Annotated in this window: 9 protein-coding genes and 1 tRNA gene; 3 read left to right on the forward strand and 7 right to left on the reverse strand. The window is 70.3% G+C overall.

The genetic code is table 11. The annotated features are described in order from the left end of the window. Positions 1–72: 72 nt before the first annotated feature. The 3 genes from L2I40_RS09680 to L2I40_RS09690 all read right to left on the reverse strand — a co-directional run bounded on the left by L2I40_RS09680 (position 73) and on the right by L2I40_RS09690 (position 3087). Entirely contained in the window at positions 73–759 is a 687-nt protein-coding gene (locus L2I40_RS09680; protein WP_237214698.1) for a methyltransferase domain-containing protein, read from the reverse strand. A 4-nt stretch (positions 760–763) separates the two neighbouring features. Continuing rightward, entirely contained in the window at positions 764–1828 is a 1065-nt protein-coding gene (locus tag L2I40_RS09685; RefSeq protein ID WP_237214699.1) for a type III polyketide synthase, read from the reverse strand. A 74-nt stretch (positions 1829–1902) separates the two neighbouring features. After that, a complete protein-coding gene (locus L2I40_RS09690) occupies positions 1903–3087 on the reverse strand; it encodes a pyridoxal-phosphate-dependent aminotransferase family protein (protein ID WP_237214700.1) in 1185 nt (394 codons plus the stop codon). Positions 3088–3229: 142 nt separating this feature from the next. Here L2I40_RS09690 and L2I40_RS09695 point away from each other — a divergent pair, with 142 nt between their 5' ends. Together L2I40_RS09695 and L2I40_RS09700 are read left to right on the forward strand one after the other, a co-directional pair. Next, entirely contained in the window at positions 3230–6148 is a 2919-nt protein-coding gene (locus L2I40_RS09695) for an FAD-binding and (Fe-S)-binding domain-containing protein (RefSeq protein ID WP_237214701.1), read from the forward strand. Continuing rightward, positions 6145–6717 (forward strand): DUF924 family protein, encoded by a 573-nt coding sequence (locus L2I40_RS09700; protein ID WP_237214702.1) that lies wholly within the window; start codon positions 6145–6147, stop codon positions 6715–6717. Before L2I40_RS09695 ends, L2I40_RS09700 begins: the two co-directional genes overlap by 4 nt. A gap of 143 nt (positions 6718–6860) precedes the next feature. Here the strand turns inward: L2I40_RS09700 and L2I40_RS09705 are convergent. Further along, positions 6861–6932 (reverse strand) — tRNA-Val (locus L2I40_RS09705). Positions 6933–7039: 107 nt separating this feature from the next. On the opposite strand from L2I40_RS09705, the gene L2I40_RS09710 reads away from it, so the two are divergent. Then, the gene (locus L2I40_RS09710; RefSeq protein ID WP_237214703.1) at positions 7040–7915 is read left to right on the forward strand and encodes an N-formylglutamate amidohydrolase; all 876 of its coding nucleotides are present in this window, start codon (positions 7040–7042) and stop codon (positions 7913–7915) included. A 351-nt stretch (positions 7916–8266) separates the two neighbouring features. Here L2I40_RS09710 and L2I40_RS09715 read toward each other — a convergent pair whose 3' ends face one another. From L2I40_RS09715 to L2I40_RS09725, 3 genes are all read right to left on the reverse strand, one after another. Continuing rightward, positions 8267–9286, reverse strand: a complete 1020-nt coding sequence (locus L2I40_RS09715; RefSeq protein WP_237214704.1) for a formate dehydrogenase subunit gamma — start codon at positions 9284–9286, stop codon at positions 8267–8269. Between the two features lie 57 nt (positions 9287–9343). Beyond that, positions 9344–9940 carry a formate dehydrogenase FDH3 subunit beta gene (fdh3B, locus tag L2I40_RS09720; RefSeq protein WP_237214705.1) on the reverse strand — a complete coding sequence of 199 codons (597 nt, stop codon included), beginning with the start codon at positions 9938–9940 and terminating at the stop codon, positions 9344–9346. Positions 9941–9955: 15 nt separating this feature from the next. Next, positions 9956–12828: formate dehydrogenase subunit alpha (locus tag L2I40_RS09725; protein ID WP_237214706.1), on the reverse strand; the 2873-nt coding region annotated here is incomplete at its 5' end.

The raw sequence follows: 12828 nt of genomic DNA on the forward strand, positions 1-12828 counted from the left end.
CGAGCCCGGCGCGGGCGAGCGCGATGGCCGCCGCCGCGCCGGCCGGACCGCCGCCGACGATCACCGGCCGGCTCACGGCGGAGCGCCGCGGCCAGAGACGGCCCAGCGGAACGGCACAACCCAGCGGATCTCCGCCTCTACCCCCGCCTCGGCCAGCAGCCGCGTCCAGTCGTCCCGCGTGAAGGCGCGATTGATGGAGACCGGGCCGTCATGGATCACCATCGGATGCATGCGCATCAGCCGCGTGCCGGCCCAGACCGCCGCCCACGGAATCCAGTGGCGATGCAGGTCGAGGATCAGCCAGCGCCGCGTCGCATGAGCACGCAGCCAGCGCAGGAAGCGCGCCAGCGTCGCGTCCTCCAGGTGATGCGCGAACAGGCTGCAGGTCACGACGTCGAAGCGACGCTCCGCCGGCAGGTCGAAGAGGTCGCTGGTGATCCAGCCGGCCTGCGTGCCGCGCGCCATCGCATGCCGCTCCGCCCAGGGGCTGCGGTCGAGACCCCATGCCTCGAGCTCGATGTTGCGCTTCGCCGCCCAGCGGGCGGCCGCGCGCAGCGCATCGCCGCCCCCGGCCCCGACATCCAGCAGCGAAAGCCGCGTCAGCCCCTCCTCCCCCACGACGCGGTCGAGGAAGCGCGTCAGCGGCGGATGCGCGAAGGTGATGCGGTTCAGTGTCTCGAGCCCATCCAGGGCCGCGGAGAAATCGGCCTCCGACTGGCCGGGATCGTCCATGATCTCGTCCGCCATCACCCGCGGCATGGCGCTACACCGTCGCGAAGCGCATGCATTCGGCCGAGAGCCCGGGCCCGAAGGCGAGCGCGACCCCGCGCCGCCCCGCTTCGGCGCGCGCCATCATGGCGGCCAGCACGAACATGACGGTGGCCGAGGACATGTTGCCGAAGTCGCGCAGCACCGCGCGGCTGTCGGCGAGCGCGCCCTGCGGCAGGTCGAGCCCGTGCGCGACCGCATCCAGGATCGTCCGCCCGCCCGGATGCACCGCCCAGAGATCGACCTCCTCCACCCGCCTGCCCTCCAGCATCTCCGCCTGCCACTCGGGCAGCGCATGGGCGAGCGTGAAGGGCACCATGCCTGACAGCGTCATGTCGAAGCCGTCATTGCCGATGCGCCAGGTGATCATGTCGCCGGCTTCCGGCATCACGATGCTGCGGAAGCCATCGACGCGAAGCCCGATCGGATCGGCGCTGACCATCGCCGCGGCGCAGCCATCGGCGAAGAGCAGGAAGCAGAGCAACTGCTCCAGCGCCGCGCTGTCCTGCAGGTGCAGCGTGCAGAGTTCCAGGCACACCACCAGCACCCGCGCCTCGGGCTCGCTGCGCACGATGTGCCAGGCGAGCTTGAGCGCGTTGATCGCGGCCTGGCAGCCCATGAAGCCGACCAGGCAGCGCTCCACGCCGCGCGGCAGGCCGTGGCGCTCGACCAGGTGCCGGTCGAGCCCGGGCGCGACGAAGCCGGTGCAGGTGGCGAAGACCAGATGCGTGATCCGCGGCGCCTCGTGCTCCAGCCCGAGCCGCGCGAAGGCGGCATCGGCCAGCGCCGGCGCTTCCTGCTCGTAGCGGGCCATGCGGGCGCGCGTGGTCGGGAAGGCGCCGCCGGCGCGATACAGGCCGCAGACCGTGCCGGAGCCCAGCGGCTCCGATGCCTCCAGCACGGAATAGCGCGTCGCGATGTCGGCACGCGCCGCCATCCGGTTGAAGGCGAGGCGCCCCTTCTCGCCATCCGCCTGGCGCTCGGCGAAGGCGCGGAAGGCGCCATGCACCTCGTGCCGGGGCACGGCGGTGGCGATGCGGTTGATGAAGACGGCCGGCATGACCCCGAGTGTGGGGCCATCCGGCCGGGTTGGAACCCCTTATCCGTTCACGGCCTCACCAGACCGCAGGGCGGTCAGGCGTTGCCGGAGAGATATTCCATCGCGACCTGCACCCCGCCCGCCTTGTGCGGCACGCCCGCGGCGCGCAGGCCCATCTCCACGCCGCCCAGCGTCCCGACCAGTTGCAGGTCGCCGAAATCGCCGAGATGCCCGATGCGGAACACCCGGTCGTTCAGCTGCCCGAGCCCGTTGCCGAGCGACATGTTGAACTTCTCCAGGATGGTCGCACGCAGCGCATTGGCGCTGTGGCCCTCCGGCAGGCGCACCGCCGTGAGCGACGAGGAGTAGTGCCGCGGCTCGGCGCACTGGATTTCGAAGCCCCAGTGGCGCACGGCGCGCCGCGTGGCTTCCGCATGGCGGTCGTGACGGGCGAAGACGTTGTCCAGCCCTTCGGCGACCAGCATGTCGATCGCGGTGTCGAGCGCGTAGAGCATGTTCGTCGCCGGCGTGTAGGGGAAATAGCCGGTCGCGTTGGCCGCGATCATCGGCTTCCAGTCCCAGAAGGCGCGCGGCAGCTTCGCCGTCTCGGCGGCCTTCAGCGCCTTCTCGCTCACCGCGTTGAAGGACAGGCCCGGCGGCAGCATCAGCCCCTTCTGCGAGCCGGCGACGGTGACGTCGACGCCCCATTCGTCATGCCGGTAGTCGATCGAGCCGAGCGAGGAGATGGTGTCCACCAGCAGCAGCGCCGGATGCCCGGCCGCGTCCATGGCGCGCCGCACCTCGTCGATGCGGCTGGTGCAGCCGGTGCTCGTCTCGTTGTGCACGACGCAGACCGCCTTGATGCTGTGCGTCTTGTCCTCGCGCAGCTTCGCCTCGATCGCGGCGACGTCGGCGCCCCGGCGCCAGTCGGTGCGGATGTAGTCCGGCACCAGCTGCAGGCGGGTCGCCATCTCGTGCCAGAGATGGGCGAACCAGCCGGTCTCGCACATCAGCACGCGGTCGCCAGGGGAGAGGGTGTTGACCAGCGCCGCCTCCCACGCCCCGGTGCCGGAGGCGGGGTAGATCACCACGTGCCCCTTGGTCTTGAAGACCGCCGTCACCTTCTCGAGCAGCGCCTTGCCCATCCGGCCGAAATCCGGGCCGCGATGGTCCATGGTCGGGTTGTCCATCGCCCGCAGCACCCGGTCGGGCACGTTGGTCGGGCCCGGGATCTGCAGGAAATGACGGCCGGCGGTCGGCTTGGACTGGAAATAGGCCATGGGACGGATCCTCGTGTCTGGCGCCTCTCTAGCCCCGCCCCATGTCCTGCGCCAATGAGTAGCTGCGCTTGGATTGATGAGCATTATAGATGCGACGCCCCTGCCCGCCCGCGCTAATCCCCTCCCCGATGGAGAAGCGGGCATGAACGCGATCACCGGTAGGCCCCTTGGCAGGCCCCAGATCGGCGACAGCCGCCTGGCCGAGCGGCTGCGGCGCGAGACCTCGGGCGAGGTGTTGTTCTCGGCCGGCGACCGCGGCCGATACGCCACCGACGCCTCGATCTATCAGATGGAGCCAGTGGGGGTCCTGGTGCCCCGCACCGCCGAGGACGTGGCGGCCGCGATGGCGATCTGCCGTGAGGAAGGCGTGCCGGTCCTGCCCCGCGGCGGCGGGACGAGCCAGTGCGGCCAGACCGTCAACCGCGCCCTGGTGATCGACTGCACCAAGCACCTCCGGCGCGTGATCTCGGTGGAAGGCGACACCGCCCGCGTCGAACCCGGCATCACCCTCGGCGCGCTGAACGAGGCACTCAAGTCCAAGGGCGTGTTCTTTCCGGTCGACCCCTCCACCTGGGCGCGCTGCACCATCGGCGGCATGGCGGCGAACAACTCCTGTGGGTCCAAGTCCATCCGCTACGGGCTGATGGCCGACAACGTCCGGGCGATCGACGCGATCCTGGCGGACGGGACCCGCTTCGGCTTCGGCGAGCTGCCGGACAATCTCGGCCCCGACGTCCCGGCGCAGGTCGCCGAGCTGGTCGCGAAGCTGCGCGCGATCGGCGTGCGCGAGGCCGAGGAGATCGCGGCGAAGTTCCCGAAGCAGCTCCGGCGCGTCGGCGGCTACAACCTCGATGCGCTGACGCCCGATGCGCGCGCCAATGGCCGTGCCTCGCTGGCGCGGCTGCTGGTCGGCAGCGAGGGCACCCTCGCCTTCTCCGCCGCGCTGGACCTCAAGCTCTGGCCGATCAAGCCACGCAAGGTGCTCGGCATCTGCCAGTTCCCTTCCTTCCGCCGCGCCATGGAGGCGTCGAAGCACCTGGTCACGCTCGACCCGGAAGCGGTGGAGCTGGTGGACCGGACGATGATCGATCTCGGCCGTTCCATCCCGATCTACCGCAGCACCATCGACCGCATCCTGATCGGCGAGCCCGACAGCCTGCTGATCGTCGAGTTCCACGGGCAGGAGGACGCGCCGCTGCTGGCCGCGCTCGACCGGCTCGAGGAGATGATGGGCGACCTCGGCCTGCCGGGGCAGGTGGTGCGCGTCACCGATGCGGCCTTCCAGGCGCAGGTCGCCGAGGTGCGCGAGGCCGGGCTCAACATCATGATGAGCATGAAGGGCGACGGGAAGCCGGTCTCCTTCATCGAGGATTGCGCCGTCGCGCTGGAGAACCTGGCCGACTACACCGAGCGCCTCAACGACGTCTTCGCCAAGCACGGCACGGTCGGCACCTGGTACGCCCATGCCTCGGTCGGCTGCCTTCACGTCCGTCCCGTGCTGAACATGAAGGACGGCGAGGACGTGAAGAAGATGCGCGCCATCGCGGAGGAATGTTTCGCGCTGGTGCGCGAGTACAAGGGCAGCCATTCCGGCGAGCATGGCGACGGCATCGTCCGCGCCGAATTCAACGAGCCGATGTTCGGCCCGCGCATCGCCCGCGCCTTCGAGGCGGTGAAGGACGCCTTCGACCCGGCGAGCGAGGCGCTGCCGCACGGGCTGCTGAACCCGAACCGCATCGTCCACCCGCCGCGCATGGATGACCGCAGCCTGCTGCGCTACCACGAGGGCTATACGGCGGACCCGGCGATCACGCCGGCGCTCGACTGGTCCGCCTGGCCCGGCCCGCAAGGCGGCCTGCTCGGCGCGGTCGAGATGTGCAACAACAACGGGACCTGCCGGAAGTTCGACGCCGGCACGATGTGCCCGTCCTACCGCGCCACCCGCGACGAGAAGCACCTGACGCGCGGCCGCGCCAACACGCTGCGCCTCGCGCTGACCGGGCAGATCCCGGGCGGCCTCGCCTCGGACGAGGTGGCGGATGCGCTCTCGCTCTGCGTCGCCTGCAAGGGCTGCAAGCGGGAATGCCCGACCGGCGTGGACATGGCGAAGATGAAGGTCGAGGCGGCGCATGCGCGCAACACGGCGCAGGGCGTGCGGCTGAATGACCGGCTGGTCGCCACCATGCCGCGCTGGGCTTCTCTCGCCGCGAGCCTGGCGCCGCTGGTGAACTGGCCGGCCGCGATCCCCGGCGCGAAGGCGCTGCTCGGCTTCGCCGATCGCCCCCTGCCCCGCTTCCGCCGCGACGCCTTTTCCGATGTCGAGTGCCGCGCGCCGGACGGCCGCGCAGGCGAGGTCATCCTGCTGCCCGACCTGTTCAACCGCTACTTCGAGCCGGAGAACTTGCGTGCCGCGATCCGCGTGCTGCGCGCCGCCGGCGCGGCTCCGGCGGTCGCACGGCCGCTGGACGGCACGCGCCCGCTGGATGACGGCCGGACCTATCTGGCGGCCGGCATGGTCGCGGAAGCCCGCGCCGAGGCGCGGCGCACGATCGAGGCGCTGTCGCACTGGGACAGCCCGGTGCTCGGCCTCGAACCATCCTGCCTCATGACGCTGCGCGATGAGTTCCTGGCCCTCGTCCCCGGCGAGGCCGCGGAGCGGCTGGCGTCGCGGGCGAAGCTCGTCTCGGAATGGCTGGCCGAGACGAAGCCCGCGCTCGCGATGAAGCCGATCGAGGGCGAGGCGCATATCCACGGCCATTGCCACCAGAAGGCCTTCGGCGCCTTCCCAGCAGCCGTCGCTGCGCTCACGCGCATCCCGGGCCTCAAGGTGACGCCGATCACCTCGTCCTGTTGCGGCATGGCCGGCGCCTTCGGCTACGAGGCGAAGAACCTCGAGGTGAGCAAGGCGATGGCCGAACTCTCGCTGCTGCCGCATCTCCGCAAGACGAAGGCGGAGGCCTTCATCGTCGCTGACGGCACCTCCTGCCGCCACCAGATCGGCGATCTCGGCGGGCGCGAAGCGCTGCACTCGATCCGCCTGCTGGACCGGGCCCTCGCATGAACGACGCCGAGCGCCTGCTCGCCTTCTGGTTCGCCGACGGGCCGGACTCGTTCCGCACGGCCTGGTTCATGAAGGACGACGCATTCGACGCGACCTGCCGCGACGGCTTCGGCCACCTCGTCGTCCCCGCCCGCGAAGGCGCACTGGATGGCTGGGCGGCGACGCCGGAGGGCGCGCTGGCGCTGCTGCTCCTGCTCGACCAGTTCCCGCGCAACCTCTTCCGCGGCGCGTCCGAGGCCTTCGCCTCCGATGCGCACGCGCTGGTGGTGGCGCGCGACGCCGTGCTGGCGCGACGCCTCGACCTCGGTCTCACGCCAACGCAGCGGATCTTCCTCTACCTGCCCTTCGAGCACAGCGAGGCGATGGCCGACCAGGACGTCTCGGTCGCGCTGTTCGAGGGGCTCCGCGACGATCCGCGCCACGCCGCGCCGGGCGGCGCGATCGACTACGCGTGGCGGCACCGGGCCGTGATCCGCCGCTTCGGTCGCTTCCCGCATCGCAACGCCGCGCTTGGTCGCGTCGGCACGCCGGACGAGACGGCCTGGCTTGCAGCCGGCGGCGGTTTCTGACGCTTTAGCGTGGCCAGACCACTTGCCACGCAAGGATCCCGTGACGATCGGCCTACCCGGCGACACGACGGTCGAGGCCGCCCGCCCGATTCCGGCCTGAACGCCTGAATCCCAGGTTTTCTGCGGTGTTGCGCGGGCCGGAATGGGCGCGACAGGGATTGAACCTGTGACCCCCACCGTGTCAAGGTGGTGCTCTCCCGCTGAGCTACGCGCCCGGGATCCCGCAGGGCCGCCTGATTAGCGGCGCGGCTCGCGGCACGCAACCCCGACCCGCCATGCGGTGGTGACAAGAACCGCCGGGCTGTGGCTTCCTTCCTACCGCATGGACATGCCTCCCCGCCCACCTGTCCTGGACGCCCCGCCGCCCTTCCGGGTGATGCGGCCCGCCCGGCAGATCATGCCCCTGGTCTTCGCCTCGCCGCACAGCGGATCGCACTACAGCGCCGATTTCCTGGCCGAGGCGCGGCTTGATCCGGTGGCGCTGAGGCGCAGCGAGGACAGCTTCGTCGACGAGTTGTTCGCCGCCGCCCCGGCGATGGGCGCCCCCCTGCTCGCCGCGACCTTCCCGCGCGTCTTCTGCGACGCGAACCGGGAGCCATGGGAACTCGATCCCGCCATGTTCGACGGGCCCTTGCCGGCCTGGGTGAACACGGCAAGCCCGCGCGTCGGCGCCGGGCTCGGCACCATCGCGCGCGTGGTGGCGACGGGCGAACCGGTCTACCGGCACAAACTCGCCTTCGCGGACGCCGAGGCGCGCGTGCGCGACTACTGGCAGCCCTACCACGCTGCGCTGTCCGCCCTGATCGAGGAGACGCGGGCGGCCTTCGGCGCCTGCCTGCTGGTCGATTGCCATTCCATGCCGACGCACCCCGTCCAGGGCTCCCCGCCCGCCGACATCGTGCTCGGCGACGCCCACGGCACCTCCTGCGCCCCGCGGGCCACCCGGCTGGTCGAGGAGACGCTCTCGGCCATGGGGTACCGGGTCCGGCGCAACGATCCCTATGCGGGCGGCTACGTCACGCGTCATTACGGCGTCCCGCGCGAAGGGGTGCATGCGCTGCAGGTGGAGATCGCCCGGCGCCTCTACATGGACGAAGCGCGCGTTGCCCGCGGCGCCGGCCTGGGCCGGATGCAGCGCGACGTCGGCCGCCTGCTGGACGTGCTGGCGGAAACCGATTGGGGCTTCCTGCGGGGCTGAGGCTCCCGCCTGGGCAAAAAAAGACGGCGGTGCCTTGCGGCACCGCCGAGTTTAGGGAGGAAACGTCCAAGAAAGGCAGCACGCGGACGAACCGCCTTGCTGCGCTGCACAAACTAGGGTTGGGACGGGGGCGGCGCAAGGGCTTTTTGTGCGCCGCAACAGAAACCCGCCATGCATTAAGCACATGTCACGTGCCGGAAGGCTGCGCTGCGAGCGGAGTAACCCTCCGCTCGCCGGGCGCAGGCGTGGCGCGGAACGCCGAGGGGCGCGTGCCGGTCCGCACGCGCCCCTCGGGTCAACTCCAACTGCACCGGGCGGACCGCTCGCGCGACGCCGCCCGGCTGCGATGCTTCAGTCGGCTCCGGCCGCGCGTGCGCCCGGCGCCACGGTCTCGCGCGCCTTCTTCACCTCGTCCTCCACCCAGAGGCCGTGGTGCTGCTTGGCCCAGTTCATGTCGACCTGGCCCGAGCCCATCGCGTCGAAGGCGCCTTCCATGCCGACCGAGCCGATGTAGATGTGCCCGACCATGGCGGCGATCATCAGCACGGAGATCACGCCGTGCACGATGTGCGCCAGCTGCATCCCCGCGATGTCGGTCACCCAGAAGGGGAAGATCAGGACGTAGCCGGAGACGGCGACGAGCGTGCCGCCGATCACCGTGATCCAGAACACCATCTTCTGGCCGCCGTTGAAGCGCGCGGCTTCCGGGTGGCCGTGGCCGATCAGGCCGCCGCCCGCCTTGAACCAGGCGACGTCGAGCTTGTTCGGGATGTTGTCCTTCACCCACATCAGGAAGAGCACGACGATGCCGAGCGTGAAGGGGAAGGACAGGTAGTTGTGGGCGTACTTGCCCCAGAGCGTGAGCGTGGCGAAGGCCTCGGGCCCCACGATGGGCAGGATCAGCCAGCGCCCGAAGGTGAGGTTGAGGCCGGTCAGCGCGAGCACCACGAAGCTGCCCGCCGTCATCCAGTGCGCCCCTCGCTCGATCAGGTTGAAGCGCTGGATCGTGTGGCCGGTCCGCCCGCCCTCCACCGGAATGCGGCCCTTCGTCGCGTAGAAGATCGCGATGATGGCCAGCATGCCGAGCACGGCGATGCCGCCCACCCAGGTCAGGGTGACGTTGTGGAATGCGCGCCAGTCGCGCCCGGCCGGCTGGACCAGGCTGGCGGACTGGTTGTCCGGGATGGTGACGCGGCCGGCGATGCGCCCGCCCTGCAGGATCTTCTGCAGCTCGAGCTCCTCGGCCGACGCATTGGGGGCGGCCGGATTGCCCGGGATGCCGGTCACCGGTCCGCCGATCTGCGCGAAGGACGGCGCCGCGAAGCCGAGCCCGAGAGCCAGCGCCAGCACAGGCAGGATGCGTGAGATCATGTGTGTTTCCCCCGGGGCGCCATGGGGCGGGATCTCTCCCGCCCAGGCCCCGTTTCCTCAGACGCTGACGGTCGTCTTGTAGGCGGTGCGCCAGCCCCAGGCGCCCGAGCCGTAGCCGCGGCGCTGCACGCGCTCGCGGTAGATGCTGGCGATCATGTCACCGTCGCCGGCGAGCAGCGCCTTGGTCGAGCACATCTCGGCGCAGATCGGCAGCTTGCCTTCCGCCAGGCGGTTGGCGCCGTACTGGACGTACTCCACGCCGGTGTTGTCGGCCTGCGGGCCGCCGGCGCAGTAGGTGCACTTGTCCATCTTGCCGCGGCTGCCGAAGTTGCCGACGCGCGGATACTGCGGCGCGCCGAAGGGGCAGGCGTAGAAGCAGTAGCCGCAGCCGATGCAGGTGTCCTTGTCGTGCAGCACGATGGCGTCCGCCGTCGTGTAGAAGCACGAGGTCGGGCACACCGCCGCGCAGGGCGCGTCGGTGCAGTGCATGCACGCCATGGAGATGGAGCGCTCACCCGGCTTGCCGTCGTTGATGGTGACGACGCGGCGCCGGTTGATGCCCCAGGGCACCTCGTGCTCGTTCTTGCAGGCGGTGACGCAGGCGTTGCACTCGATGCAACGGTCGCTGTCGCACAGGAACTTCATGCGGGCCATTGTCTGCGCTCCCCCTTACGCCGCGCGGATCTGGCAGAGGGTGACCTTCGTTTCCTGCATGAAGGTCACCGGATCATAGCCGTAGGTCGTCACCACGTTCACGGACTCGCCGAGGACGATCGGGTCGGCGCCGCGCGGGTAGCGACCGCGACGATCCTCGCCCTGGAACCAGCCGCCGAAGTGGAAGGGCATGAACGCGACGCCCGGCCCCACGCGCTCCGTCACCAGCGCCTTCACGCGGGCGCGGGACTCGTTCTCGGGGCCGGACACCCACACCCACTGGCCGTCGCGGATGTTCCGCGCCGCCGCGTCGCGCGGGTTGATCTCGACGAACATGTCCTGCTGCAGCTCGGCGAGCCACTTGTTGGACCGCGTCTCCTCGCCGCCGCCCTCGTATTCGACCAGTCGGCCCGAGGTCAGCACGATCGGGAAGTCGCGCGCCACGTTGCGCTGCACCGCCGAGTTCTGCACCGAGGTGCCGAGATGCGGCAGACGGAAGCCGCGCCGGTCCTGCAGCGTCGGGTACTGCGCGACGAGGTCGGTGCGCGGCGTGTAGATCGGCTCGCGGTGCACCGGCACCGGGTCCGGCAGGTTCCAGGCCACGGCGCGCGCCTTCGCGTTGCCGTAGGCCATGACGCCATGCTCCATCGTGACGCGGATGATGCCGCCCGAGAGGTCGGTCATCCACGACACGCGGTCCTCGCCGCCGAGGCCTGTGCCGATCTCGGCGATCTGCGCCTTTTCCGCCGCGGTCAGCTCGTCATACCAGCCGAGCCGCTTCATCACCGCGATGGTGAATTCCGGATAGCCGTCGCGGATCTCCGAGCCCTTCGAGAAGGAGCCCTCGGCCAGCAGCGTCTGGCCTTCGCGCTCCACGCCGAAGCGGGCGCGGAAGGTGCCGCCGCCTTCCTTCACGTGCAGGTCGGTGTTGTAGAGGATGTGGCTCCCGGGGTGGCGCCATTCCGGCTTGCCCCAGCACGGCCACGGCAGGCCGTAGTAGTCGCCGCGGACCTCCTCCGGCGCGTTCGGCCCGGCGCGCAGCGTCATCAGGTCGAAGTGCTGCTGGTGGCGCATATGCGCCTTCAGGCGATCGGCCGAGATGCCCGAGTAGCCCGAGCCCCAGGCGCCGCGGTTGATCTCGGCGAGGATGCTCTCCGGCGTCGGCGCGTTGTCCCGGATCTCGAAGGGCCGGAACATCGGCTCCTGGAAGCGCACCGGCATGTTGCGGCGCTGCGCCGCCTCATCCAGCGCGCCGGCCAGGCGGTACATCACCTCGTAGTCCGTGCGGCTTTCGAAGATCGGGTTCACGATCTTCTCGCCCCACTGCACCGAGCGGTTGGAGCTCGTGCGGCTGCCGGCGCATTCGAACTGCGTCGCGATCGGCAGCAGGTAGGTGCCGTTGCGGCGGTTCGACTGCATCGCAAAGGTGGTCGGATGCGGGTCGGCGATCACCAGCAGCTCGAGCGCCTCGAGCGCGCGGGCGGCTTCCGGCATGCGGGTGACGGTGTTGCCGCCATGGCCGAAGACCAGCATGCCCTTCAGGTTGTCGCGCTGCTGCACCTGGTCCTTCGGTAGCAGAACGGCGTCAAAGTAGCGCGTCGTCGGGATGCCCGGCGTCGTCTGCATCTGCGGCGTGTCGAAGCGCGAGCGCATCTCCTCGAAGGACATGCCCCACACGCGGCTCCAGTGGCGCCACGCGGTCTCGTCGATGCCGTAGTAGGCCGGCAGGTTGCCGACATCGAGGCCGAAGTCCGACGCGCCCTGCACGTTGCAGTGGCCGCGGAAGATGTTGGCCCCCGTCCCTTCCTTGCCGACGTTGCCGGTCGCCAGCAGCAGCACCGAGTAGGCGCGGACGTTCGCCGTGCCGACCGTCTTCTGCGTGGCGCCCATGCACCAGATCAGCGTCGCGGGCTTCTGGGTCGCGAACATCTCGGCGACCTTGCGGAGCTGGTCGCCCGGCACGCCGGAGACGCGCTCGACCTCGGCCGGCGTCCACTTCGCGACCTCGGCGCGGATCTGCTCCATGCCGTGCACGCGCTGGCGGATGAACTCCTTGTCCTCCCAGCCATTCTGAAAGATGTGCCAGAGCATGCCCCAGATGATCGGGATGTCGGTGCCCGGGCGCATCCGCACGTACTCGGTCGCATGCGCCGCGGTGCGTGTGTAGCGCGGGTCGATCACGATCAGGTTGGCGCGATTCCGCTCCTTGCCCGCCAGCACGTGCTGCAGGCTGACCGGATGCGCCTCCGCCGGGTTCCCGCCCATGATGATCATGGTCTTGGAATTGCGGATGTCGTTGTACGAATTGGTCTGCGCGCCGTAGCCCCAGGTGTTGGCAACGCCCGCGACCGTGGTCGAGTGGCAGATGCGCGCCTGGTGGTCGACCGAGTTGGTGCCCCAGAAGGCGGCGAACTTGCGGAACAGGTAGGCGCCCTCGTTGGAGAACTTGGCGCTGCCGAGCCAGAAGAGGCTGTCCGCGCCGCTGTTCGCGCGGATCTGCATCATGCGGTCGGCGATCTCGCGATACGCCACGTCCCAGCTGATGCGCTGCCACTCGCCGTTCACGAGCTTCATCGGGAACTTCAGGCGGCGGTCGCCATGCACCAGCTCACGCACCGAAGCGCCCTTGGCGCAGTGCGTGCCGCGGTTGATCGGCGATTCCCAGGCCGGCTCCTGGCCGACCCACACGCCGTTCTGCACCTCGGCGATCACCGTGCAGCCCACCGAGCAGTGGGTGCAGATGTTCTTCACGCGCTGCACCGGCTGGGCGTGGTTGATCACGCCGGTCGCGGCCCCCGCGGCCATCGCCCGCGACGGCGCGACCGCGCCCAGCGCGGCAAGGCCCGCGCCGGCGAGGCCGGCCTGGCGCAGGAAGGAACGGCGGTCGA

The sequence above is a fragment of the Falsiroseomonas oryziterrae genome (assembly GCF_021864505.1).
GTDB classification, from domain to species: Bacteria; Pseudomonadota; Alphaproteobacteria; order Acetobacterales; family Acetobacteraceae; genus Falsiroseomonas; species Falsiroseomonas oryziterrae.

What these genes read in the sequence shown, in the direction of transcription:
- L2I40_RS09680 (WP_237214698.1), bottom strand. Translation starts at nt 759, where the DNA reads ATGCCGCGGGTGATGGCGGACGAGATCATGGACGATCCCGGCCAGTCG.
- L2I40_RS09685 (WP_237214699.1), bottom strand. Translation starts at nt 1,828, where the DNA reads ATGCCGGCCGTCTTCATCAACCGCATCGCCACCGCCGTGCCCCGGCAC.
- L2I40_RS09690 (WP_237214700.1), bottom strand. Translation starts at nt 3,087, where the DNA reads ATGGCCTATTTCCAGTCCAAGCCGACCGCCGGCCGTCATTTCCTGCAG.
- L2I40_RS09695 (WP_237214701.1), top strand. Translation starts at nt 3,230, where the DNA reads ATGAACGCGATCACCGGTAGGCCCCTTGGCAGGCCCCAGATCGGCGAC.
- L2I40_RS09700 (WP_237214702.1), top strand. Translation starts at nt 6,145, where the DNA reads ATGAACGACGCCGAGCGCCTGCTCGCCTTCTGGTTCGCCGACGGGCCG.
- L2I40_RS09710 (WP_237214703.1), top strand. Translation starts at nt 7,040, where the DNA reads ATGGACATGCCTCCCCGCCCACCTGTCCTGGACGCCCCGCCGCCCTTC.
- L2I40_RS09715 (WP_237214704.1), bottom strand. Translation starts at nt 9,286, where the DNA reads ATGATCTCACGCATCCTGCCTGTGCTGGCGCTGGCTCTCGGGCTCGGC.
- fdh3B (WP_237214705.1), bottom strand. Translation starts at nt 9,940, where the DNA reads ATGGCCCGCATGAAGTTCCTGTGCGACAGCGACCGTTGCATCGAGTGC.